The organism is Wylensekiella montiformis, assembly GCF_009697385.1.
GTDB lineage: Bacteria > Bacillota > Negativicutes > Selenomonadales > Selenomonadaceae > Selenomonas_A > Selenomonas_A montiformis.
The window spans coordinates 70,939-94,068 of sequence record NZ_VUNL01000001.1; the positions used below are offsets into that span (position 1 = coordinate 70,939).

21 protein-coding genes and 5 tRNA genes are annotated in these 23,130 nt (G+C 50.4%); 8 read left to right on the top strand and 18 right to left on the bottom strand.

Features of this window, described 5'->3' with window-relative positions:
* Nucleotides 1-67 precede the first annotated feature (67 nt).
* Nucleotides 68-156 (top strand) — tRNA-Ser (locus FYJ78_RS00375).
* A 3-nt stretch (nt 157-159) separates the two neighbouring features.
* Nucleotides 160-250, top strand: a tRNA-Ser gene (locus tag FYJ78_RS00380).
* 116 nt (nt 251-366) lie between these two features.
* Here the strand turns inward: FYJ78_RS00380 and sstT are convergent.
* From sstT to FYJ78_RS00410, 6 genes are all read right to left on the bottom strand, one after another.
* Complete coding sequence (gene sstT / locus FYJ78_RS00385; protein ID WP_154619433.1) at nt 367-1,617, bottom strand: serine/threonine transporter SstT; 1,251 nt, start codon at nt 1,615-1,617, stop codon at nt 367-369.
* Between the two features lie 194 nt (nt 1,618-1,811).
* Complete coding sequence (gene rfbD, locus FYJ78_RS00390) at nt 1,812-2,669, bottom strand: dTDP-4-dehydrorhamnose reductase (protein ID WP_154619434.1); 858 nt, start codon at nt 2,667-2,669, stop codon at nt 1,812-1,814.
* Entirely contained in the window at nt 2,626-4,158 is a 1,533-nt protein-coding gene (locus FYJ78_RS00395) for a sensor histidine kinase (RefSeq protein ID WP_456242914.1), read from the bottom strand. Before FYJ78_RS00395 ends, rfbD begins: the two co-directional genes overlap by 44 nt.
* Nucleotides 4,142-4,834: a response regulator transcription factor gene (locus FYJ78_RS00400; RefSeq protein ID WP_154619435.1), complete on the bottom strand. Its 693-nt coding sequence runs from the start codon at nt 4,832-4,834 to the stop codon at nt 4,142-4,144. Before FYJ78_RS00400 ends, FYJ78_RS00395 begins: the two co-directional genes overlap by 17 nt.
* 166 nt (nt 4,835-5,000) lie before the next feature.
* Complete coding sequence (locus FYJ78_RS00405) at nt 5,001-5,396, bottom strand: thioesterase family protein (protein ID WP_154619436.1); 396 nt, start codon at nt 5,394-5,396, stop codon at nt 5,001-5,003.
* Nucleotide 5,397: 1 nt separating this feature from the next.
* A complete protein-coding gene (locus FYJ78_RS00410) occupies nt 5,398-6,291 on the bottom strand; it encodes a LysR family transcriptional regulator (RefSeq protein ID WP_154619437.1) in 894 nt (297 codons plus the stop codon).
* Nucleotides 6,292-6,578: 287 nt separating this feature from the next.
* On the opposite strand from FYJ78_RS00410, the gene dhaL reads away from it, so the two are divergent.
* From dhaL to FYJ78_RS00440, 6 genes are all read left to right on the top strand, one after another.
* Entirely contained in the window at nt 6,579-7,202 is a 624-nt protein-coding gene (dhaL, locus tag FYJ78_RS00415) for a dihydroxyacetone kinase subunit DhaL (protein ID WP_154619438.1), read from the top strand.
* A gap of 114 nt (nt 7,203-7,316) precedes the next feature.
* Entirely contained in the window at nt 7,317-8,798 is a 1,482-nt protein-coding gene (gene gltX / locus FYJ78_RS00420; protein ID WP_154619439.1) for a glutamate--tRNA ligase, read from the top strand.
* 24 nt (nt 8,799-8,822) lie between these two features.
* Nucleotides 8,823-8,897: transfer RNA gene (locus FYJ78_RS00425), tRNA-Glu, on the top strand.
* Nucleotides 8,898-8,902: 5 nt separating this feature from the next.
* Nucleotides 8,903-8,977, top strand: a tRNA-Glu gene (locus tag FYJ78_RS00430).
* Nucleotides 8,978-8,981: 4 nt separating this feature from the next.
* Nucleotides 8,982-9,056 (top strand) — tRNA-Glu (locus FYJ78_RS00435).
* Nucleotides 9,057-9,140: 84 nt separating this feature from the next.
* Nucleotides 9,141-9,899, top strand: a complete 759-nt coding sequence (locus tag FYJ78_RS00440) for a sulfite exporter TauE/SafE family protein (protein ID WP_154619440.1) — start codon at nt 9,141-9,143, stop codon at nt 9,897-9,899.
* Nucleotides 9,900-10,029: 130 nt separating this feature from the next.
* Here FYJ78_RS00440 and FYJ78_RS00445 read toward each other — a convergent pair whose 3' ends face one another.
* The 12 genes from FYJ78_RS00445 to FYJ78_RS00495 all read right to left on the bottom strand — a co-directional run bounded on the left by FYJ78_RS00445 (nt 10,030) and on the right by FYJ78_RS00495 (nt 23,127).
* A complete protein-coding gene (locus FYJ78_RS00445) occupies nt 10,030-11,634 on the bottom strand; it encodes a 1-deoxy-D-xylulose-5-phosphate synthase (protein WP_235899735.1) in 1,605 nt (534 codons plus the stop codon).
* 160 nt (nt 11,635-11,794) lie between these two features.
* On the bottom strand, nt 11,795-13,543 hold the full coding sequence (locus FYJ78_RS00450) for a 1-deoxy-D-xylulose-5-phosphate synthase (RefSeq protein WP_154619441.1): 1,749 nt from the start codon (nt 13,541-13,543) through the stop codon (nt 11,795-11,797).
* 154 nt (nt 13,544-13,697) lie between these two features.
* Nucleotides 13,698-15,275 (bottom strand): recombinase family protein, encoded by a 1,578-nt coding sequence (locus FYJ78_RS00455; RefSeq protein ID WP_154619442.1) that lies wholly within the window; start codon nt 15,273-15,275, stop codon nt 13,698-13,700.
* On the bottom strand, nt 15,260-17,035 hold the full coding sequence (locus FYJ78_RS00460) for a recombinase family protein (protein ID WP_154619443.1): 1,776 nt from the start codon (nt 17,033-17,035) through the stop codon (nt 15,260-15,262). Before FYJ78_RS00460 ends, FYJ78_RS00455 begins: the two co-directional genes overlap by 16 nt.
* 44 nt (nt 17,036-17,079) lie before the next feature.
* Nucleotides 17,080-17,256, bottom strand: coding sequence for an SHOCT domain-containing protein (locus tag FYJ78_RS12710; protein ID WP_195847813.1), 177 nt, complete (start codon nt 17,254-17,256; stop codon nt 17,080-17,082).
* Nucleotides 17,246-17,620: a helix-turn-helix transcriptional regulator gene (locus tag FYJ78_RS00465; RefSeq protein WP_154619444.1), complete on the bottom strand. Its 375-nt coding sequence runs from the start codon at nt 17,618-17,620 to the stop codon at nt 17,246-17,248. The genes FYJ78_RS12710 and FYJ78_RS00465 overlap by 11 nt, the downstream gene beginning before the upstream one ends.
* 238 nt (nt 17,621-17,858) lie before the next feature.
* Complete coding sequence (locus FYJ78_RS00470; RefSeq protein WP_154619445.1) at nt 17,859-18,251, bottom strand: phage holin family protein; 393 nt, start codon at nt 18,249-18,251, stop codon at nt 17,859-17,861.
* Nucleotides 18,252-18,253: 2 nt separating this feature from the next.
* Nucleotides 18,254-19,417: a hypothetical protein gene (locus FYJ78_RS00475; protein ID WP_154619446.1), complete on the bottom strand. Its 1,164-nt coding sequence runs from the start codon at nt 19,415-19,417 to the stop codon at nt 18,254-18,256.
* Nucleotides 19,418-19,421: 4 nt separating this feature from the next.
* Nucleotides 19,422-19,640 (bottom strand): hypothetical protein, encoded by a 219-nt coding sequence (locus tag FYJ78_RS00480; protein WP_149189254.1) that lies wholly within the window; start codon nt 19,638-19,640, stop codon nt 19,422-19,424.
* Entirely contained in the window at nt 19,637-21,610 is a 1,974-nt protein-coding gene (locus FYJ78_RS00485; RefSeq protein ID WP_154619447.1) for a hypothetical protein, read from the bottom strand. Before FYJ78_RS00485 ends, FYJ78_RS00480 begins: the two co-directional genes overlap by 4 nt.
* A gap of 200 nt (nt 21,611-21,810) precedes the next feature.
* Nucleotides 21,811-22,698, bottom strand: a complete 888-nt coding sequence (locus FYJ78_RS00490) for a hypothetical protein (RefSeq protein ID WP_154619448.1) — start codon at nt 22,696-22,698, stop codon at nt 21,811-21,813.
* A gap of 12 nt (nt 22,699-22,710) precedes the next feature.
* Entirely contained in the window at nt 22,711-23,127 is a 417-nt protein-coding gene (locus FYJ78_RS00495; protein WP_154619449.1) for a hypothetical protein, read from the bottom strand.
* Between the last annotated feature and the right edge of the window lie 3 nt (nt 23,128-23,130).

Sequence of the window (23,130 nt, forward strand, 5' to 3'; positions counted from 1 at the left end):
TTATATCAGCCGCTATTCTGTTTGACAAGCAACTCCCCTTCCTGCTATAATATTACTGTTATCTTGCGGAGAGGTGTCCGAGTGGTTTAAGGAGCCGGTCTTGAAAACCGGTGATGTCTCACGGCACCGTGGGTTCGAATCCCACCCTCTCCGCCATTCGGAGTGGTACTCAAGAGGCTGAAGAGGACGGTTTGCTAAATCGTTAGGCTGGGTAACCGGTGCGGAGGTTCGAATCCTCTCCACTCCGCCACGCGAACCAATACAGGACTGCTGTCAGACAGCAGTCCTTTTTCTTTCCCATCATGCAAAAGCATCCCGTCAGCGCAAAAAGCGCCGGCGGGATGCTCTTTTTATAGAATGAAACCATCAATTCTTGGCCGGAACCATGTCTTCTGCTTCAAGCGTTCCTTCCTTCGCCCGCTGAGCAAACTCAGCCGTTGCCGTAAACAGAACATCGCTGGAGCTGTTCAGCGCCGTTTCACAGGAATCCTGCAGAACGCCGATGATAAAGCCGACACCGACAACCTGCATGGCGATGTCATTGCCAATGCCAAAGGAAGCGCAGGCCACCGGGATGAGAAGCAGCGAACCGCCGGCAACGCCGGATGCACCGCAGGCGCCGACCGTAGCGATGATGCAGAGCAGCAATGCCGTCGGCAGATCGATAGAGATTCCCAGCGTATGCGCAGCAGCCAAAGAGAGAACCGCAATGGTGATGGCCGCACCGCTCATGTTGATCGTCGCGCCCAGCGGGATCGAAATCGAATACGTGTCCTCATTCAGACCAAGGCGCTTGCACAGCGACAGATTCACCGGGATATTGGCCGCAGAGCTGCGCGTGAAAAAGGCATAAAGACCGCTTTCCCGCAGAGTAGCCCAAACCAGCGGATACGGATTGCGGTGAATATGCAGATACACGATAATCGGATTCATGATAAGCGCCACGGAGAAAAATGCCCCCAGCAAAACAGCCAGCAGCTGAATATAGCCGAGCAGAGCCCCCAGCCCGTTCGTGCCGATAGCGTTAGCGACTAATCCGAAAATACCAAACGGTGCGAAGCGAATGACCCACTGAACAATTTTCGTGACCGTTTTGGCCAGATCGTTGAGCATGGCTTTCGTCCCATCCGAAGCGCTGTGCATGGCCACGCCAGCCAGAACGCCCCAGGCCAGAATGCCGATGTAATTCGCCGATGCCAGTGCATGAATCGGATTATCCACCACACTCAGGATCAGATTATGCAAAACTTCCAGAATGCCGCTCGGCGGTGCCAGCTTCGCATCGGCGACCTGCAGATGAAGCGCGGTCGGAAACGCAAAGGAAAAACCGACAGCCACCAGCGAAGCCAGGAACGTGGCAATGATATACAGTTTGACAATCGGCTTCATCGCTGCACTCGCGTCGGCATTTTTCTGTGCCATAGCATTCATGACCAGCACAAAGACAAGAATCGGCGCCACTCCCTTGAGGGCACGGACAAACAAATCACCGAGAATCGATACGGCCGGTACCGTCTCCGGCGCTGCCACCGCCAGCAAAATACCGGCCACCAGGCCGACAGCAATCAATTTGATCAGGGCAGTCTCCTGATACTTTCTTCCGATAGCTCTGAACATGAACGTAATCCTCCTAAATCGAATCCAAATAAAACAATAATTCCGTCCTCTTATGGAATACAGTTGCTAGTATACACCATGAATCACCATGTTGCAAGATTTTTTATGCTTTTTGTTTTCTCTGAGTGAACGTTTCATTCTATGTACTAAAAAACGCACACATTAATGTGATGTGTGCGTTACATACGGACATTTTAAATCATATGATTCTGCTGCAATTCCGCCAGATAGCGTTTCAGGGCATCCTGCCACGACGGCAGCCGCGCAAATCCCGCCCGGTCCAGACAGTCTTTGCTGAGACGGGAATTTTGCGGGCGCTCTGCACGGGTGGGATATGCTGACGACGGCACCGGCGTGACCGTCACCTGCCTGCCGGACAGGCGGAACGTCTCCCCGGCCAGCTCCGCCCAGGAACAGACGCCTTCATTCGTCGCATGATAAACGCCGTACCGTTCACTGCCGGACATATCCGCCAACAACACAGCCAAATCTTTTGTGTACGTCGGTGAACCGACTTGATCGTCCACCACCGTCAGCTCCCGATGGGTCTCACTGAGACGCAGCATCGTGCGGATAAAGTTGTTTCCATGAATCCCGAACACCCAGGAAATCCGGACAATGAAAAATCTCTCTAATATCTCCCGCACGGCTTCTTCCCCGTGCAGCTTGGACCGGCCATATACATTCTTCGGCCCCTTGGGATCCTCCGGTTCATAGAAATCCTCTCCGCTGCCCGGAAAAACATAATCCGTACTGATGTAGATCATTTTCGCATCAATCTGGCGGCAGATTTCCGCCAGATTGCGTGTCCCTCCGGCATTTACCGCTTCACAGAGCTCCGGCTCCTCCTCGGCCCGGTCGACGGCAGTGTAAGCGGCGCAATGGATGACAACATCCGGATGATAAGACAGTATATACTCCCGTGCCCGGTCAAAATCCGTCAGGGAAAAATCCCGGCTCGATACGCCCCGTACCGCAACACCCCGCTTCGTCAGCTCAGCCACACAGTCATGCCCGAGCTGGCCGGTCACTCCTGTCACCAATACGTTCATCGCCACTGCTCCCTTCCAATGCGCCCTGCACATTCTCCTCATCCTGAATCAGGGGGATCTTCAAAATGATTTTCGTTCCCTTGCCCAGATCACTTTCCATGGAAATCTCAATCCCATGCTGCTCCGCAATCCAGCTGGCAATCGACAGTCCCAGCCCCGTACCGCTCACACCGCCGGCCGACTTCGTCCGCGACGCATCGACGCGATAAAACCGTTCAAATACCTTCTGCTGATCCTCTTTCGCTATGCCAATGCCATTATCGGCAAGCTCCAGCAAAATGAATTTTCCGTCCGGCTGCCGGCGGGAACTAGCCGTAATCCGTCCGCCTTCCGGTGTATATTTCGTACTGTTCTCCAAAAAGATGCGCATCATCTGCCGTATCGTAACCTGATCGGCGAAAATAACGCCTTCATCGTTCTGTAAAAGCTCAATCGAATGAGTCCGCGTTACCAGCTTCATCTTGCGCATGACATCTTCGACCAGTTCCGAAAGCTCCAAACGTTCCTTATGAAGTACCTGACGCTTTTGATCGGCACGCGCAAGGAACAACAGTTTCTCGATCAGCTGCTGCATGTCTTCAGCCTCCGATCGGATCGAGGAAATTCCCTCATCAAGGACCTCCTTGTCCGACCGCCCCCAACGGGACAGGAGGTCGGAATAGCCCAGAATGACCGTAACCGGCGTCCTCAGCTCATGCGAGGCATCGGAAACGAACCGCTGCTGCTTGAACCCCGTCTCCAAACGATCCAGCATGTGATTGAACGTATCCGCAAGCTCCGAAAGCTCATCGCGGGCCGGCGGCACTTTGATGCGCCGGTCCATCTTCTCCACCTCGATTTTCCGCGCCGTCGCCGTCATCTCCCGGATTGGACGGAGAATGCGCCGGCTCAGGAAATACCCGGCCAGCAGCGCCAGTACAAAGCCCAAAATCGTCATGAGGAAAAGAATTTTCTGCAGCGTATCCAGAAAATTCTTCTCCGCCGTAATGGTTTTAAAGAAATGCAGCTGATACAGCTGCCCCCCATATTCTACTTCCATCCTGGCATGATAGATCGTCATATTCCGAAACTCAGATACCTGCATGGACCGGTTCGCCCAAAAGGGCGGATTCTTCATGGCATTCGCCTCGATCGTGCCGATAGACGGATAGTGCGTATCGTTCTCGTACACAATCTGCCCGGTCAGATCTGTGATGCGCAGAACAACCCCCGGCAGAACCGGATCATCCCGCCAAAAATCGGGGCCCAGATAAGAACGTCCCTGCTCCATCCGGTCCAGTACATGATTCATGCTGATTTCCAGTTCCACTTCTGCCTGATGATAAAAAGAAAAATAAACGCCCAGTCCCGTGAGGACACTGGTCAGGATCAGGACCAGCAGAAGAACGGCGGCATAAAAGCAGGTGATCTTGGTCGAGATTCGCGCATAACGCAGACGATTGAGCATCATGACCGGATGATGAAACCAGGCCTTAATCCTTGATCGCATACCCTACACCCCGGATTGTGTAGATATACTTCTCCCCGAAATGATCGTCGATTTTCGCGCGCAGATACCGGATATATACATCCACGACGTTCGTATCGCCCGTATAATCATATCCCCATACCTCCTGCAGGATCTGATCTCTTGTCAGGACATTCCGCTTATTGCGAAGCAGATACTCGAGCAGGGAATATTCCTTTTTGGTCAGCTGAACCTCCTCATTGCCGACCCGCACTTCATACCGGCTTGGGTACATGACCAGATCACGCACCTGCAGCTTTTCCCCCTCCGGACTCACTTCGCGCCCATCAGCACGAGGTTTGCGCAGAGCATTGCGGACGCGAGCCAGCAATTCCTGTATGGCAAAAGGCTTCGTCATATAATCATCGGCCCCCAGATCCAAACCGTTGACCTTATCTTCGACATCATCCCGCGCGGTCAGCATAATGATCGGTACATCGGAGATCTCACGGACCTTCCGGCAAATTGTCATACCATCCATATCCGGCAGCATGATATCCAGCAGAATCAGATCGTAATCCTCCTGCGCGATGCGTTCAAATGCGCGCAGCCCATTATCCTCCACGGCAGTCGCATATCCCTCATGCTCCAGCTCAATCTGAAGAAACCGGGCAATCCGGCGTTCGTCCTCAACAATAAAAATACGTGGGTTTCCCATCTTGAAGTACCTCCCATATCGACATACCATTCGTTCTTACCGACGCAAAAACGCGCATACGATATCACAATACAATACAATATAGTATAATAATATAACGAACGGCAGGGAATGAAAACCCCTGCCGTCCAATTCTAATTGAAACTTTATGATTGGGAAAATGGTCTCAATGCCGGGAAGACGCCTTCTCCATGAAGGAATCTTCCCTGACGGCAAACCGTTCATGCCGCCCGCAGCCGATCTCGCCGCACGCATCCCAGGCCCGGACGGAAAACGTAACCTTCCGTCCCTCCACGGCTGTAACCTCCGCTTCAGCCCGCACCGCCGCCCCTTCCGGGGAAGGTGCCTTATGCTGCACATCCATGGCAATGCCCACTGTAGTCCAGCCATCCGGAAGCAGCGGTTCCAAAAGGCCGGCCGCTGCTTTTTCCATCAGGCAAATCATGGCCGGCGTCGCATAGACCGGCAGGCTGCCGCTTCCCATGGTCACTGCCGTATTCGCCTCCGTGACTGTCTCACTGGCGACAGCCTTCATCCCCACTTTTATTTCCTGAAAGTCCATCTCAGTTTTCCCCCCGTTCATTTAAAAAGATTTCGCGAAACAGCCGGATAAGATGCGCACTGGACGAGGACAGCGTCCGGTTTTTCAGCCATGCAATGACGGTATGCGTACTCATCTCCGGCTCGACCAGCTTCTTGTAAATCAGATTTCCATCCGTCAAAAGAGTCTTGGAAGAGACCGGCAGCAAAGCCATCCCCATGCCCATCTTGGCCAGAAGCAGGTCCTGGACAATGCTGTCGCTGACGCAGACGATATGCGGCTCAAAACCGAGCTTTCGGCAATTGGCGACAAAAACCGACTGCCAGCGCAGGGGAATAATGATCGGAACATCCCGCAGCTCATCCATCCGCACCTGCTCCTGATCGGCGCCAATCTCCTGTTCCTTGTTCATGATGAGAACCAGCGGCTCATTCGGCAGGACGATCGACTCATAAACCTTGGAATCCACCTGCGTACGCGTAATGCCGATCTCGATGACGCGATTGTCGAGCAGCTCAAGAATCCGCGCTCCCTCAGCCTCCCAAATCTGATACGTCACATTCGGATAACGGGAATGAAATTCCGAGATCAGCTCCGGCAGCAGCATGGCGCCGGAAGTCGTAATCGTTCCCAGACGGATAGATCCGGCCACACCGGAGCCAATCTCCGTAATCTCCCGCACTGTGCCGTCCACCATTCCCAGGATATGTTCCACACGGGAATACATGACGCGTCCGGCGTCAGTCAGACGGATACGTCTGCTCCCCCGTTCAAAAAGCTGAACGCCGAGCGAAGTCTCCAGCCGTTTCATTTGCCGGGACAAAGCCGGCTGAGCGATATCCAGACGCTGTGCGGCATGACTGATGTTTCCTTCTTCGACAATGGCATAAAATGCCCGCATATCCTTAATTTCCATTTCGGATCCTTTCTATACTCAGCATTTATAGGTTCTATAACCCATATCGTCATTATACTTTTTTCGACGAAAATAGGCAATCTTTTTCCCGATTTTTTATAGTGCTTCCCATCCCGATCAGAAGTTCCGCGAATCTGCAACGCTTATTTCATCTTTCTGTCTATTCACACTTGTACTTTATCCGCTGCATGTTATAATATTATGAGGTATATGCGGGTTGCATATACCCGTTGTCGTTTTATTTTACGCAGCAATACCTCTTTATAATAATAGAAGGAGTTTTCATCATGACCAGAATCAAAGATGCTCTGGATGCCGTTGCAGCGGCTGTCATCGCCCGAAAAGACTATCTGACTTCGCTCGATGCAAAGACGGGCGACGGCGACCACGGCCTGAATATGGCCCGCGGATTCCGTGCCGCTCAGGAAGCCGTCGAAGAAATGGACGATACCAGCCAGCCCGGCCCTGTTCTGCAGGCTGTCGGCAAGGCCCTGATCCGCAATGTCGGCGGAGCTGCGGGGCCATTATACGGAGCCGGCTTTGTCAAAGCAGGCGAAGCCTGTGATGCAGAGACGCGCCTGAACGTCGCCAGCATCGAAAAGCTGCTGCGCGCGGCAATCGAAGCGATACAAGCGCGCGGCCGTGCGGAAAAGGGCGATAAAACCATGCTGGATGTTCTCATCCCGATTCACGACTGTTTCCTGCCGGAACACGCAGAGGACAAACCTCTTTTTGAGGTTCTTCAGGAAGCATCAAAAGCTGCGGGCGAAGGGGTCAATTATACCAAGACCATCATCGCCCGCAAGGGCCGCGCCAGTCTCGTCGGCGAGCGGAGCATCGGAATCGAAGACCCCGGCGCCGTAAGCTCGATGATCATGTACCGTGCGCTCTACCAGTTTTTAAAACGGTGAGGACAACCGGGGCTGCTGCTGCAGAGCAAATCTGCGTTGGCAGCCCGTTTTATTTGCCCGGCAGAAGGGAATGTAGTATACTCATAGAAGAAAATTCGACACGTTATAATCCGTATGAATCAGGAGGAGCATACATTGACAGATCAGAAAGTACGCACACGTTTCGCGCCAAGTCCGACGGGATATATGCATATCGGCAATTTGCGCACAGCGCTCTATGGATATCTCTACGCCAAGGCGCAGCAGGGTGATTTTATTCTGCGCATCGAGGATACCGACCGCACCCGCTACGTCGCGGATGCGGTAGATTTCATCAACCGCACGCTGAAGCTGGCCCGCATCGTCCCCGACGAAGGACCGGATATCGGCGGCAGCTGCGGCCCGTATATCCAGAGCCAGCGCCTTCCGCTTTATAAAAAATATGCCGAAGAACTCGTAAAAAGCGGCCATGCCTATTACTGCTTCTGCGACCCGGAGGAAGATCATTCTGCCGGAAAATTCGGCGGCTACGACCGGACCTGCCGCAATCTGCCGCAGGAAACCATCGATGCCCATCTCAAAAACGGCGATCCGTACGTCATTCGTCAAAAGATGCCGCTTGACGGCGCAACGACTTTTTTTGACGTTCTGCATGGAAACATCACCATCCCGAACGAAGAGCTGGAGGATCAGGTTTTGCTGAAACGCGACGGCATGCCTACCTACAACTTCGCCAATGTCATCGACGATCATCTCATGGGCATCACGCATATCATGCGCGGCGCTGAGTTCATCACTTCCACCCCGAAATACATCCTGCTCTATCAGGCGTATGGCTGGGAAGTTCCTGTCTTTATCCATCTGGCACCGGTCATGGGAAAGAACGAAGACGGTTCCGTCTCCAAGCTCTCCAAACGCCATGGCGCAACCTCCTTTGACGATCTGGTCAAAATGGGCTATCTGCCGGAAGCCATTGTCAACTACGTTGCCCTGCTCGGCTGGAATCCCAAAAACACCAATCAGGAAATCTTTTCCATGGAGGAGCTCATCCATCACTTCAGTCTGGAAGGCCTGTCCAAATCCCCAGCTGTCTTCGACTACGACAAGCTCGGCTGGATCAACGGCGAATACTTCAAAGCCATGGACGATAACACCTTCGCGGCAGAAGCGAGAAGCTATGCCGGCGATCTGCCGGACAATCTGGAAAGCAGTTGGCCGCAGCTGGCTGCTCTGCTCAAAACCAGGCTGCAGCGCTTCGGCGAGATTCCGGAAGCCATCGCCTTCCTTGTCGAACAGCCCGCCTTCGATGCCGAGCTGTACAGCAACAAACGGAATAAAGTGACGCCGGAAAAGGCCGCCGAGCTCCTTCCGACTCTCATCGCCCTCCTCGAAGATACGCCGGAAGAAAAATGGGATAACGACAGCCTTTATGCGATGCTGGAAGACTTCATCGAAAAAAACGACCTGAAAAAAGGCCTTGTCATGTGGGTTTTGCGCATCGGAGCGGCAGGTCAGAAGATCACACCGGGCGGTGCAACCGAATTGCTCGCTCTGCTGGGAAAACCAGCTTCGCTGACGCGCCTCAAAAAAAGTCTTGCAAATTTAGAAGCGCTGTAATATAATAATACAAGTCAGTCATGTGGCACCTTCGTCAAGCGGTTAAGACACCGGCCTCTCACGCCGGGTTCATGGGTTCGAATCCCATAGGTGTCACCAGATCCGGCGCCTTCGTCAAGCGGTTAAGACACCGGCCTCTCACGCCGGGTTCATGGGTTCGAATCCCATAGGCGTCACCAAATCGGCACCTTCGTCAAGCGGTTAAGACACCGGCCTCTCACGCCGGGTTCATGGGTTCGAATCCCATAGGTGTCACCAAATCGATAAGCGGCCAGGATTTTTTCCTGGCTTTTTTGTTGTTTTTCTCCTCTACCTGTTTCTGTCAGAAAGGCTGTGCTGCTCATGCTGTTTCTTTCCATGCTTCTGCTCGGTGCGTTGATCGGCTTTGTGGGCGCCGGCGGCGCCGGCGTTACGATCACACTGCTCACGGTCGGCTTTGGCGTCCCCATCCATACGGCGCTTGCCGTAGCACTGGCCTCCATGGTCTTTACCATGCTGTCCGGCGCCATCAGCCATTTCCGTCAGAAAGAAGTGGTCGTCCGGACCGGCGCAGTGATCGGCCTCGGCGGGATCATCGGCGCTTTCATCGGCGCGAATGTCTCCAATCTCATGCCGTCCGGATTTCTAAGTTCCATTACCGGCATCATGCTCTTTTCCAGCGCCGTGATCCTCTACATCAAACTTTACAAAAACCGCTGGCTGGCTGCGCACACTCCGGTGCGCACCACGCTCCTTACCGGCCGCCCCCTGTGGATTCGCGGCATCATCACAGGAATCATCACCGGCTTTCTCTCCGGCGCTTTCGGCATCGGCGCCGCAGCGTATATCCAGCTCTGCCTCATGGTTATTTTCGGCGTACCGCTGCTTCAAAGCATCGGAACCTGCATGATGATTATCCTGCCGATCTCAGCGGCCGGGGGACTCGGCTATCTGTTCAATGGACGTCTGGACTTTCCGATTTTTGTTCAGACCCTGCTCGGTCTCATGCTCGGCGCCTGGTTCGGTGCAAAGGGAACGCATCTCGCACCATTGCCCTTCCTGAAAGTCTGCATCGTCGCCATGCCAGCCGTCGGCGGCATCATCATGATCCTCTTCCACTGAAAACAGACGGCAAAGGGTCAATCTGCTCTTAATGCAAGAAATACTGAGAAAGGGGTTCGCCTAAACTGGCGAACCCCTTTCTCAGTATTTCTGAACCTGCGTTTTTGCCGAATGAAAAGTTCCCTCATCCTCATAGATTCTTCATGATATCCTCGGCAATCTGTCCGGCGGTAAGATGGTTCTCCTCGGCCAGTTTGCCATAGTCATAGCGGTCATAGAATTTCTTGGGCAGACCGAAATTCAGCACCTTCATCTTGTCTGCTCCATAGAAGCGGGCAATCTTTTCGCCAAAACCGCCGTCCAATACGCCGTCTTCCAGCGTCACCACCATATCATGGTTTTCTTTGAGCTGATGCAACAATTTCTCATCCAGCCCCGTGATGAAAAGCGGATTGATGACCGTAGCCTCAATGCCCTGCTCTTTGAGCTTTTCTGCCGTTTTCTCCGCCAGATTGCAGAAACTGCCAAGGCCAAGGACAGCAACCTGACTGCCCTGCCGTACCACCTCATATTTGTTCAGCTCATCATAAGACTTGCGAACAGAACGGTTGGAGCCCGGCACCATCATATGGGGTACGCGAATGGCCACAGGATATTTTTCCTGAGCAACCGACCAGTCCAGCATAGCCTGATATTCTTCCGGAGAAGTGGGGGCCAGATAAACCAGATTGGGTATATTGCTCATCATAGGGATGTCATAAAAGCCAAGATGGGTCACATCGTTCATGCCATACATGGATGCCCAGAACACCAGAAAGGTAGCCGGACTGTTATTGACGCACACATCCTGGGACAGCTGATCATACGTGCGCTGGAAGAAAGAGGCATAATCCCCAAAGACCGGATGCGCGCCATTTTTTGCCAAGCCAGAGGCCATGGCCACCGCCTGCTCCTCGGCAATCCCCACGTCAATGTAATGCTCCCCCAATTTCTCACGGCGTTCCTGCGTAAGTCCCATGCTGGATGGAGTCGCTGCCGAGATGGCGATAAACTTCTTATCCTCGCTGGCCAGACGCAGAAAAGTCTCTGCGGTCTGCTCGGCATAAGGATCCACCAGCGGCTGTTTTACTTCACCGGTTTCAATATCAAACGGCATATGCCAGTGCCAGGCTTCCTTGTTTTCTTCGGCAAACTTATAGCCTTTCCCCTTTTGGGTGACAACATGCAGCACCACGGGATGGTCAATGTCCTTTACCTCTTCCAAGGCGGCGATCAACACCTCTGTGTCATTGCCATCGGCCACGAACCGGTAATCGAGCCCCATAGCTTTAAACAGGTTGCGTTCCGACTTACCGTTGGTATCACGCAGTTCTTTGAAGCCCTTATACATGCCGCCGTGTACCTCAGCGATGCTCTGATCGTTATCGTTGAACACAATGATCAGATTGGACTTCATCTCCCCAGCAGTATCGAGGCCTTCCAAAGCTTCGCCGCCGCTCATGGAACCATCGCCGATGATGGCGATGATGTTTTCCTTGTCCCCCTTCAGATCACGAGCCTTAGCCAGACCAGTGGCCAGACTGATGGAAGTGGATGTATGCCCCACATTGAACATATCATGCTCGCTTTCATCCGGATTGGTATAGCCCGACACATCATCATAATGATCCTCATAAAGATAGGCATCTTTGCGGCCCGTGAGCATCTTGTGTGGATAAGCCTGATGGGAAATATCAAAGACAAACTTATCCTTTGGCGAATCAAACACCGTATGCAGGGCAATCGTTGCCTCCATTATCAGTATGAACTTGATACAAGCACATTTTTCCCTTGTTTGCCACCGTTTGAGGGGTTGCAAATCTAGTTCTATGACCACTGGGGGGTTGCAAGCCGTTTGCCAGTATCGTCAAGCCTCTATTTTCCAAGCTTGACGATACTGGCCTAACGTCTGCTTTTTATAGTACCTTCATGATATCTTCGGCAATCTGGTCGGCGGTCAGATGATGCTCCTGGGCCAGTTTGCCGTAGTCATAACGGTCATAGAATTTCTTGGGCAGGCCGAAGTTCAGAACCTTCATCTTGTCTGCTCCATAGAAGCGAGCAATCTTCTCGCCAAAGCCGCCTTCCAATACACCATCTTCCAGCGTTACTACTATGTCGTGGTTTTCCTTCAGCTTGTTCAACATTTCTTCATCCACACCACTGATAAAGAGCGGATTGATAATTGTAGCCTCAATCCCCTGCTCCTTCAATCTGGCTGCCGTTTCCTCTGCCAAATTATAGAAGCTGCCCAGGCCAAGGATAGCAACGTGACTGCCCTGCTGTACCATCTCAAACTTGTTCAGCTCGTCATAAGCCTTACGGACAGGACGGCTGGAGCTTGGTACCATCATATGGGGCACACGGATGGCCACAGGATACTTCTCCTGGGCAACAGACCAGTCCAGCATGGCCTGATATTCCTCCGGGGAAGTCGGGGCCAGATAGACCAGATTGGGGATATTGCTCATCATAGGTATGTCATAGAAGCCCAGATGGGTTACATCATTCATACCGTACATGGAGGCCCAGAAGACCAGGAAAGTGGCCGGACTGTTATTGACGCACACGTCCTGCGCCAGCTGATCATAGGTGCGCTGGAAGAAGGAAGAATAGTCGCCAAATACAGGATGCGCACCATTTTTAGCCAGGCCAGAAGCCATGGCCACAGCCTGCTCCTCGGCAATGCCCACATCGATATAATGCTCACCCAATTCCTCACGACGCGCCTGAGTAAGTCCCATGCTGGCAGGAGTTGCTGCCGAGATGGCGATAAATTTCTTATCCTCCTTGGCCAGCCGCAGGAAGGTTTCTGCAGTCTGCTCAGCATAGGGATCAACCAAAGGTTGTGTTACTTCGCCCGTTTCAATATCAAAGGGCATGTGCCAATGCCAGTCTTCCTTATTCTCTTCGGCAAATTTATAGCCTTTTCCTTTTTGGGTGACGATATGCACCACCACCGGATGGTCAATATCCTTAACCTCTTCAAAGACGGCAATTAGTGCTTCCGTATCATTTCCATCAGCCACGAACCGATAATCGAGGCCCATAGCTTTGAACAGATTACGTTCCGACTTACCGTTAGTATCACGCAGCTCCTTGAAGCCCTTATACATGCCACCGTGGACCTCGGCAATACTCTGGTCATTATCGTTGAACACAATAATCAGATTGGACTTCATTTCCCCCGCAGTATCCAGCCCTTCCAAGGCCTCGCCGCCGCTCATGGAGCCGTCACCGATAATGGCGATGATGTTTTCCTTGTCACCCTTCAGATCACGAGCCTTGGCCAGACCAGTAGCCAGACTGATGGAAGTGGAAGTATGCCCCACATTGAACATATCATGCTCACTCTCATCGGGGTTGGTGTAGCCAGACACATCATCATAATGATCTTCATAAAGATAAGCATCCTTGCGGCCTGTCAGCATCTTGTGGGGATATGCCTGATGGGAAATATCAAAGACAAACTTATCTCTAGGACTATGGAAGGCAGAATGGAGAGCGATAGTCAATTCTACGACACCAAAATCCGGACCGAAGTGACCACCGTGGATGCTTGCTCTTTTCAGCATGGCATCCCGCATTTCCTGTGCTAGCACCTTACGCTGCTCTGCCGAAAAACCTTTGATATCCTGAGGACTATTGATTTTCTCTAAATACATGAAATTGCTCCTTACTTTATCTGATAAACATCTTTCGTTCAGCTGATGTCTGTAAGTCTATACCCTTGAGTGAACTTCAAGTCAAGTACCTCTTCCGAAAAAAATTTCTAAACTGCAAAAGAAAAAGGCACGAGCTTTTAACCCGTGCCAATTCTTAGCTTATTCGTATTTCCGTCCCGTCCTTGAAGGTAACGCCAATGTCATCCTTGCCATACACCGTCATGAAATCTACCAACGTCCCCCACAAGCCTTCATCAAATTCCGTCACCACCGAATCCTGTGCTTTGATTGCTTTAGCAAAGTTGTCCAGCCTTTCAGCCTTGAGCCTTCGCGCCTTGATGAACTTTTCCACCTCATCATACCTAGCTTTTGTGGCATCATACCGACTGACCAGTTCGTTGTAGCGTTGTTGGTAATCAGTCTGATTTTGGGCTATGCGGGCATTTTCATTGATGCAGTTCTGCACCATATCCGAGAGCACCTGCAGCTCACCCATGAGCCGTTTGCGCTCGACCTCCAGCGCCTCCGTAGTGCATATCTTTTCCTGCACCAGCCGGATGTTTTCCAGCATATCCGCCTTCCCCTTCAGCAACTTGCTCACAGCTTTGATGAAGACCGTCTTTATCTCATCTTCCACCAGATGGGGCGTAGAGCATTTCTTTGCACCTGCAAACTTATGATTGCACTGGTAGACCACCCGCCGGTACTTGTCGTTACTGTGCCATACCTTGGAGCCGTACCAGTGACCGCATTCCCCGCACTTAATCCGGTGTGAGAATATGGTCACACCGCTGTAACGCTTGCCAGCCCTACGCCGCTCAATCTCAGCCTGCACCAATTCAAAGGTAGCTGGCGGAATGATGGCCTCATGATTGCCTGTCACATAGTACTGTGGAACTTCCCCCTCATTCTTTTTATGCTTCTTGGTAAGAAAATCTACCGTAAATTGCTTCTGGAGCAAAGCATCTCCCTTCATCTTCTCATTGGTAAGGATACTTTGCACGGAACTCGCATGCCATTTATCCTTCCCCGTTGGAGACTTAATCCCTCGATTCATCAATTCTCTGCATATGGCGAGATAGGATAAACCTGTAAGAAACAGCTTGTAGATGAGCTTTACCACCTCGGCCTGCTTGGGGTTTATAACTAGATTGCCATCTTCCCCTCGGTCATATCCCAGAAACCTTTTGAATGGGATGCTGACCTTGCCATCGGCGAACCGTTTCCGATGCCCCCATGTGGTGTTCTCCGATATGCTTCTGGCCTCCTCTTGACTGATTGACGAGAGCACGGTTAGGAGTAGTTCGCCAGCCGAATCCAATGTCCAGATGCCCTCTTTCTCGAAATACACCTCAACCCCGCTGGCCTTCAGTTTCCTTATGGTTGTGAGGCAATCTACCGTATTTCTGGCAAAGCGACTTACTGATTTTGTGATGATAAGCTGAATTTTTCCATCAAGGGCATCTTTTATCATTTTGGTAAAGCCCTCACGCTTTCTGGTAGAAGTCCCGGTTACACCTTCATCCGTATACATTCCCGCAAATTCCCAGTCTTCCCGCTCCTTGATATACCTGGTGTAGTAGTCTACCTGGGCGGCGTAGCTGGATACCTGATCTTCGTGGTCAGTGCTGACACGAGCATAACCCGCCACCTTCCGCTTAGCCTTGCTATCTATCGGAGCTGCGGTGAATTTACTTATGGTCGCCGGAATGGTTGTTACTGTTTTTGCCATTTCTCTGCCCTCTTCCTTGCATAGGCTCTTCTAATGCTTTCGCCCATACGTTTTCGAACTTCTGGCGTATACCTGGTTTTGCAGGACGCCATAATCTTAGCCCTCTGCTCATCAGTCCAAGGCTTACCAACCCTTTTAGGAATCTTCCACGTGCGTTCTATCCGTTTACCGTTATAAAACACAAAGGCCAACTCAGTAGCTGAAATCACTTCAATCCGCTCAATTTCCTGTTTAAATATCAACTCATCAAATTCCGGTATGCTAAGGACTTCTGCTATAAACGGCTTCAGCAAATCTTCCCGCAGTCCTATGGTGTCACATTTCGTTTTTTCGCTACAGCACCAATATAATGCCTTTCCTTCAGGTAACAATTGGCTAGGCCTTGTACGTTTCTTAAAGTTGCAACCACATTTTATACATTTGATTTTCCCCGTAAATATTGTTGCTCCTTTACCTTCAGGATGATTCTTTCGCCACTCGGAAAACCTCGCCCGTTCCTCATCTGTCCAACGATCTTTTCGCCCTGTATTCGGACAACTTTCTGTTATTATCGAGCCGTCTTTCATATGGAACTCGATAATATTTCTACTGGGAACCATTAGCATTTCTACTCTTTCTGTAAATGTTTTTTCGTCAAATTCATCCAAGCCAAGGACTTTTGCACAGACCCTTTTTAACCCTTCATGATTTATGCTTCCACCAACCGAACATTTTATCCCCTTCTTATGTATAGAGCCGCACACCCAATAGGCTCTGCTCTTACCTTCCTTACGTGTATGACGTTCGTAATTACATCCACATACGGGACATTTTATTTTCGTCGTAAAGCAGGATTTATTTATGCTCTTATTGGCTAAAGGCCCCAGTGCCTTACGGCGAGCCATTTCCTGCTGAACATAGCAAAATGTTTCTTTGTCTATAATAGCTTCATGATGATTATCAACAATGTACTTTGGCAGTTCCCCAGCATTTTTCACCAGTTTATGACTCAAAGGATTTTCGGCATAATATTTTTGCATCATCAAAGTGCCTGTGTAGATTATATTCGTAAGCACCTGCTTGATGGTGTAATCTACCCATTTATTACCCGCTCTAGTGGTAATTCCTTCAGCAGCAAATTCCTTTTTTGTTTCCCATCTTGATTTACCGTCAAGGAAATTTTGAAAAATTCGTTTTACCACAGCAGCTTCATCAGGAACAATAACCAATTGATTACCTTCCCAGCGGTAGCCATAAACCTGGAAGTGTCCGTGCGGAATTCCCTGCTCGAAACGCTTTCTTACGCCCCATTTCACATTGTTGGAAATGTTGATGCTCTCCTCTTGAGCAAAACTTGCCAAAATAGACAACATGATTTCGCCGGATGAGCTTGTGGAGCTGATATTCTCTTTCTCGAATCTTACTTCCACGCCGATGACTTTGAGGTGCCGTACCGTTGATAACAGGTCAACCGTGTTGCGTGCAAAACGGCTTATGGACTTAGTAAGGATGAGGTTTATCTTCCCTGCCTCACAGTCTGCTATCATCTGTTGAAACTCAGAGCGCTTTTCGATGCTGGTGCCCGATATGAAGCTATCGGCATAAACTCCGGCATATTCCCACTCCGGATTTTTCTGTATCAAATGGCTGTAGTAACTTACCTGTGCTGACAACGAGTGATCCAGTCTGTCTGATTCGGCTGAAACACGGGCATAGGCCGCTACACGCTTCTTTCGCTTAATCTGCGGAATTTGTGGCTCTATCCGCTCTATCTTCTTCATGGCCGTGCCCTCCTTTCCCTACTATATATCACTCTACGGCAGCATTAAGTCAACGCCATGTCCGAGAACAATGTACCAACGACTGGCTTATATTTTTCCCGCATAAGCCGTTCTGCCTCAGCATAATTCTCCCTTGTAATGATGCCCGTTTCCAGCATCTCCCGGAACATACGCATGGCAGACTGATACTTTGCTTCCTTCATCACCAATTCATGAGACATGAGCTTCACCAAACCTTTCTGCGATATAGCAGGCATGGGAGCAGTACTTTCTGTCCTTCCTGCCGTGGAAGGGCTTACCACAGTGAGCACAGACATTGTTGGCCTTCATCAGCCAGGTATGGTGGTTCCACCATTTGATGCGGCAGGCATCGGAGCAGAATTTTTTCCCCTTCTGCTCTGGTGGCTGTATAATAGGCTTACCACACTCTAAGCAGACCATCTGACCGCCACCTGCCGTCAGCTTATTTCTGATGCAGTAGGATTTGACCGTGCTGATGGACAATGACATAAACTCTGCTATCTTGCCATAGCCCATGCCGCTCCTACGGAGATGGGCTATTTCTTCTTTTTCTTTATCTGTCATAAACTTCGACCTCCCTCAATACTAAGAGGACAAAATGCCTGATTCTGGTCACCATCCTCTCCTACTTTCTAAAAGAGAAGAATGTGGCATTTTGCCGAAAAATCTGTTTCTTACCCTTGGAAGGACAGAAGCCACGATTTTCAGCAAACACTTCAGCCCCTATATTAAGGCGAAAAAATCAACCCCACAAAAATAGCCCGGCAGGACTTCTCCCACCGGGCATGCTTCATTTCAATATTCACTTGTTCTTCAACTGCTTCATAACTTCCGTCAGCTTTTCTGGCACCGGCAGACCAATCCGAGCTGCATTCTCCACTATGGAGATGCCCTCATTGGCACAGTAGAAGAATATTACAGCCGTGCGCATGACACAGCCTCCACCAACCATATGGACATCCAGCACGTTGGCCACGCCAACCAAGGCCATGATGAAGACCTTCTGACAGATGCCATTGAACCCCACGGAACTTGACAGCCGTTTCTCCACTATGGCACAAAGCACCCCCGTGACATAATCAGTCACGATAAAAGCCACCAATGCATAGAGCAGACTGTCAAAACTGCCGAGATACTCCCCCAAGGCAGCACCAGCTCCTGCTGCCCAGCATCTAACATCTAAAAATACATCCATGGTCAATCCCCCTTTATCCATTTCGCTTTATTTTTCATAGGATGTAAACGGCTGTTACGCACATCGCCTGATAACAGCTTCTGCTTGCCCCCCTTCAAGAGATAAAGCTCCTCACCTGATGTCATCAACCACACCCCATTTTTTACTCGCCCCAGCCTTATCGGCTTATTCATAAAAAAATGCGACTCACAAATCAGAGTCTTTTGCGGTGAATACAGCTTACCTAAAAACTTATCCTGCCAATAAGATTGTGCGTCTATATTCTCCGGCACCGCCTTAGTACCTTCGATGTAATATCCGTCCGGGAGTGGCAATGTAAAAATGCCTGCATAAATCCGGTATCTGGAACGCTCGATATGGATTTCATTGTCCTCATCAACCTCCCTTATCGTCATTGCCCACAACGGCTGAATGCTCTTGGGGGTCACCATCACCCACAGGTAAGAATCAAAGTCAATAAAGAATCCCCAGTCAGCTTCTCCTTCTCCCCGGTAATTTATAGCATCAATATGAAATCCTTTCGCATAACAGTCCAATAGATAGCAATAGGAATCTTCTGATTCATACCAGCCGTTGACTAAAGTACACGAGTTCAAATATACCTTGTTTATTACATCGTCTACACCTGAAAGAGGCGTTTCAATGACGGTTGCCTCCTCGTAAGCGTAATCATAGCAAAAGTTGCTGTAACCACTCAGGTCTATGGAATATTCCATCTGCCCATTTATTGCAACGCCAGGCTGACCGAGCTGGTCTTCGAAGCTCTCGCCATCGCCAATGTCATGATACCTATATTCACCCCCTTGTAATGCATATTGATTACCTTGCTCATCCAAATGCAAATCCAGAATCTTGCCATCGGCAAATGTAAATGAACTCCCACGGCTCGCCATCAGCGTATGTTGCTGTCCTTTCGCATACTTTGTTATCTTTCCCTTATGATAAACCGCTCTTGTGCCGTCCCACATTAGAAGCGGTACATAGGACTCACTAGGGCTGATAATAGGAGCAGCCCCCCCAGCCTCAAAACTGTTACCATAGATACATCTGCCGTCTGTCCAGACAACATCACCGGGATGAAATGATTTGTTGCCTATTGCTGTCAGCCACCTACCATTGGCGCAAATGCGGCTGCCGTTCACCGCTGTTACTATTGCCCGCTGCATTTCATCACGCTCCTACGATAACAGCGCGACCAGTTTTCGTCAGCTGCACCCAAACGGCACTCCCCGTTTCCGTATGACATTCCACTGCCGCCGTAAAGGGATAGGCTCGGTTACCGATGCACACTTTATCTCCTTGGATAATGCCCCTCTGCGCCTGCCCCATGCCTTTATGGGAATTGGCCACTCTTCTGACTGCTCTTGCCAGACCATCTACCCCGTTCATCCGTACCACCTCACCAGTCTAATGCTCTGTCGCAGACTTCTGGTTGTGAGCTTCACCTGATTGCTCACCAGAAAATACTCCTTATCGTCCAGCCTGATGCGTTCCGTAAAATCCAGAATATGCCGTATCGTTGCATGCCCTTTTATTACCGGGCTTACGATATCCAGACTGACTTCTTCCTGCCGCTTACGGTTCAGCCACTCAATCTCATGGGTAAGCTCCCGTAGGAAATCATCTCCTGTCACGGGAAATTCCGTATCGAAAAGCGCCTGTCCCTTGAATTTGTCATCTTCGTCATCATCAAAATCATAGTCGCTCCCCAGACTCCGGTTCCACTCGTTGATGGTAAACTGACTGGATTTGCCTCCGGGCTTGCCCTGCGAGATGGAACTTCCCTGAAACTCTCCATCTTCATACACCGTTGTGGAATACCAGCCGTAGCCGATTGGCGCATGGTAGGTTATCCTCGTGGAGAAATTCTCGTTGAGCCAGTCCGTCCAATCGTTGCGGTCATGGGACGTTTCACCCTCTTTTTGTGTTGCGTCCGTGGTTTTCTCCGTTTCTTTGAAAAGGTAAATGTCATTAGCCGTCTTGGCGTATGTATATGTGGTCTGCACCGTAGAGCCGTCCGGGTTATGCGTCCGCTTTTCCGTAAGGTACTGATCATCATAGGAATATTCTGTAATGCTGCCATTTGTTTCTTCCTCCGTAAGTAGCCCGTTAAGATAGTGACGGGTAATTCCCTCAATGCCGATGGTGCCAGTGAAGGGCTGCGGCTCATAATCCTTATCGCTCCTTGCTCTGTCCCAGCTTTCCGTGGTGGCGCTGTCCCAAACCGAACGGATGAGTTTGCGGTTAATGGTCGGCATCGTGTGTGGCCATGCTGTAATGTCTGTCACCTGATCCTCATGGCCACGCTGAATAATATGCAGCATTCCGCCACGAATGAACACATTAATCTGTCTTTGTGGTAATCTGCTCGTCCAGGAAAAGAGTGATGAGATGAAGTCCTGATAGGTCATGCCCGACAAACTGTAATCCTGCGAGGGAGTGAAATCTTCAATCCGTAAATCCAGTGACAGTCCCAAGGCATCAGCGATTTTGCGGGCATAGTAGGAGCAGTTAGCCTCCACTACCTCAATATTGATGGGCATATAGAGCAGACGGTCTAAGGGGTACATCCCTTTTACTGTCTGCAAGATGCCCTGCTGGCTGGTTTCCTCAACCTGAAAATCGCAGGCAAAGTCCAAAATTCTGCCCTGCACAGCCGCTTCAATATCCAACGGACTTGCCGTCATCATTTGGAAGGTATCAGCAAGTGTCCGTTCGTTGAGAGCGAGCGTTACCGACTGGATACCGGAAATATTCTGTTGCGGAATATCGTCTATACCATCGCCACCAGTACCCTTATTGGCATCTATGGCAAAATGGTACGGCAAGATTGAAACTGTATCTCCATGGGCAACTTCCCATTTGGACAAATCGCGCTCGGTCATGGCTTCTGCTTTGGATATGAAAGCAACCCGCCTTGCTGTATCTGCGGTTGCTGCCTGTAACGGCGAATTTACTATGCGCTCGGTCGTGGCAATGGCCGTTTCAGACTTTACCACCTGTCTTGTGAAGTTTTGCGTGGCAGATTCAGTCTTGGAAACATACCGCGCAGCTTTTGCCATTCCTGCCTGTGTTGCCTGCAAATTTCGCACTACATCTGCCGCCAGAGAATTCTCCCTTGACAGAATCCGAACAGCCCCCGCCACAATCTGCTCATCAGCATAGATTTCACGAAGCGTATTGACACTTGCTCCCTGCAGAGCAGAAGTGACCTGCCGACAGGTATCTGCCATCACCTCATTGGTACACACCATCTCTCTTGATGAATCCGCTACTCCATGAACCGATACACCAAGACAGCGGCACATTTCAGCAACAGCCGTTTCATAGCTGCATTCCCAGCGCATTGTGTCTGCCATGACACAATTATTTCTGATGACATTTCGCTTGCCGTCAGCTTGTGCTTTATCCTCAGCAGCCAGTTTCCTTTCCGTATCTGCCGTGGCAGTAACTATGTGTTCTGGCTGTATAATACCGACAAGTATTTTCTGTGGCTTAAACGCTATGCTGCCTGCAATTATGGCTGTGGCAACAGGATGCAAACCTTTTATTTCAATGCTCATGATGACCTGTACCCCAGCTTTTTATCTGCCATATCTGCCAACGTAATATCCTCTGCCGACAACCCCAAAATGACCTGGCCGTCAGTTGTAGGCAGTGACATGCTGCCAATATTCTGCTCCGTGCCATCTTCTGCTTGCAGATATTCTTCGAGTCTGGTCAGCAAATCACCATTCCTATATGCCTTTTCTGCCTGAAAGCCGATACCCGTAACCAGTGAATCCTCACCATATTTCTTTATAAGCGTTTCCGCATCCAGAACATACTGCAAAATCTGCCCTGCCTTGTTTGACGAGTATCCGCCGTCCTCCTGTTCTGCCATGGTCACATCTGCCAACGTTACAGGAAGTTCGATAACGTGTTCACGGATGTCTATCGGCTCGTCAGATATAATCAAATTCGACCAATGTCCCTTACCTTCGTCTGAAAAGATGACCAAATCTATGTCTTTGTTCGTCCAACTTCTATCAAGGACGCAGGTGCCATTGACAAAGGCTTCAATTTTTTCTCCATCAAAGTGGAGCAGGATTTCGTTGAGAGCGTTGTCTTTTACTTCAGCCTCCCTGACTACATTGCAGCCTATGTTCCAAGCACTGTTAGCATACCCGGCCTTCCATTTGTCAGAATCACGTTTGTTGAAAACCACCCCTGAAAAATATCCTGTCCCTGCACCGATATAGCAGCTCGTGTAGGTGCTTGAAGTACTGTAAAGCCAAAGCGAGGCTTTGATGTACAGTTCCTTCTCCAGATTCAGACGGTAAACGCATGTCTTTTCCTTCGTTACATAAAAAGAAGCCTTGGCATAAGGATTGCCCGTTTCTTCCTGTACAGCCAATGCAGTATTTCTCTCCAACCAGGATACATAGCCCGGATTCATGTATCTCATCAGTCTCCCCCCTTATGCCACCACAACCTTCCCCACAGCCTCGATGCTGACGCTGGTATCCTTCTGCGGAGGCTCGTCCTCCGAACTCATGCCCTTTGCCCAGAAGATAACATTGTCATCCGCTACATCCGCAAGGACGATTTTATCCTGCCAGATTGCACCATCTAAAGCCGCTTTACTATCGACAAAATCACCGTCTTTTGCCAATTTCCACTTGGCTGAACTCGTGCCTTTCAAGCTGACCGTCACCCCACCATCAATCTTATAGCCATCATCACAGCGAACAGCACATTTCACCGCCGCCGATTCTGCCTTGCTGGCATCGAGAGTAACGGATATGGGAATAAGTCCCGTACCACTTGAAGCCTCCGTACCGTCTGTCTTTCCTGCCGTGGGATTGTTCGTATAGATATGCAACTGATTTGCCATTTG

Bases quoted from the DNA above. Each gene is read 5' to 3' on its own strand.
- dhaL (WP_154619438.1), top strand. From the start codon at position 6,579: ATGACCAGAATCAAAGATGCTCTGGATGCCGTTGCAGCGGCTGTCATC.
- FYJ78_RS00470 (WP_154619445.1), bottom strand. From the start codon at position 18,251: ATGGATGTATTTTTAGATGTTAGATGCTGGGCAGCAGGAGCTGGTGCT.
- FYJ78_RS00460 (WP_154619443.1), bottom strand. From the start codon at position 17,035: ATGAAGAAGATAGAGCGGATAGAGCCACAAATTCCGCAGATTAAGCGA.
- FYJ78_RS00450 (WP_154619441.1), bottom strand. From the start codon at position 13,543: ATGTATTTAGAGAAAATCAATAGTCCTCAGGATATCAAAGGTTTTTCG.
- FYJ78_RS00440 (WP_154619440.1), top strand. From the start codon at position 9,141: ATGCTGTTTCTTTCCATGCTTCTGCTCGGTGCGTTGATCGGCTTTGTG.
- FYJ78_RS00400 (WP_154619435.1), bottom strand. From the start codon at position 4,834: ATGGGAAACCCACGTATTTTTATTGTTGAGGACGAACGCCGGATTGCC.
- FYJ78_RS00455 (WP_154619442.1), bottom strand. From the start codon at position 15,275: ATGGCAAAAACAGTAACAACCATTCCGGCGACCATAAGTAAATTCACC.
- FYJ78_RS12710 (WP_195847813.1), bottom strand. From the start codon at position 17,256: ATGTCTCATGAATTGGTGATGAAGGAAGCAAAGTATCAGTCTGCCATG.
- FYJ78_RS00395 (WP_456242914.1), bottom strand. From the start codon at position 4,158: ATGCGATCAAGGATTAAGGCCTGGTTTCATCATCCGGTCATGATGCTC.
- FYJ78_RS00485 (WP_154619447.1), bottom strand. From the start codon at position 21,610: ATGGCAGACACAATGCGCTGGGAATGCAGCTATGAAACGGCTGTTGCT.
- FYJ78_RS00490 (WP_154619448.1), bottom strand. From the start codon at position 22,698: ATGAGATACATGAATCCGGGCTATGTATCCTGGTTGGAGAGAAATACT.
- rfbD (WP_154619434.1), bottom strand. From the start codon at position 2,669: ATGAACGTATTGGTGACAGGAGTGACCGGCCAGCTCGGGCATGACTGT.
- FYJ78_RS00410 (WP_154619437.1), bottom strand. From the start codon at position 6,291: ATGGAAATTAAGGATATGCGGGCATTTTATGCCATTGTCGAAGAAGGA.
- FYJ78_RS00480 (WP_149189254.1), bottom strand. From the start codon at position 19,640: ATGAACGGGGTAGATGGTCTGGCAAGAGCAGTCAGAAGAGTGGCCAAT.
- sstT (WP_154619433.1), bottom strand. From the start codon at position 1,617: ATGTTCAGAGCTATCGGAAGAAAGTATCAGGAGACTGCCCTGATCAAA.
- FYJ78_RS00495 (WP_154619449.1), bottom strand. From the start codon at position 23,127: ATGGCAAATCAGTTGCATATCTATACGAACAATCCCACGGCAGGAAAG.
- FYJ78_RS00465 (WP_154619444.1), bottom strand. From the start codon at position 17,620: ATGACAGATAAAGAAAAAGAAGAAATAGCCCATCTCCGTAGGAGCGGC.
- gltX (WP_154619439.1), top strand. From the start codon at position 7,317: ATGAATCAGGAGGAGCATACATTGACAGATCAGAAAGTACGCACACGT.
- FYJ78_RS00405 (WP_154619436.1), bottom strand. From the start codon at position 5,396: ATGGACTTTCAGGAAATAAAAGTGGGGATGAAGGCTGTCGCCAGTGAG.
- FYJ78_RS00475 (WP_154619446.1), bottom strand. From the start codon at position 19,417: ATGCAGCGGGCAATAGTAACAGCGGTGAACGGCAGCCGCATTTGCGCC.
- FYJ78_RS00445 (WP_235899735.1), bottom strand. From the start codon at position 11,634: ATGGAGGCAACGATTGCCCTGCATACGGTGTTTGATTCGCCAAAGGAT.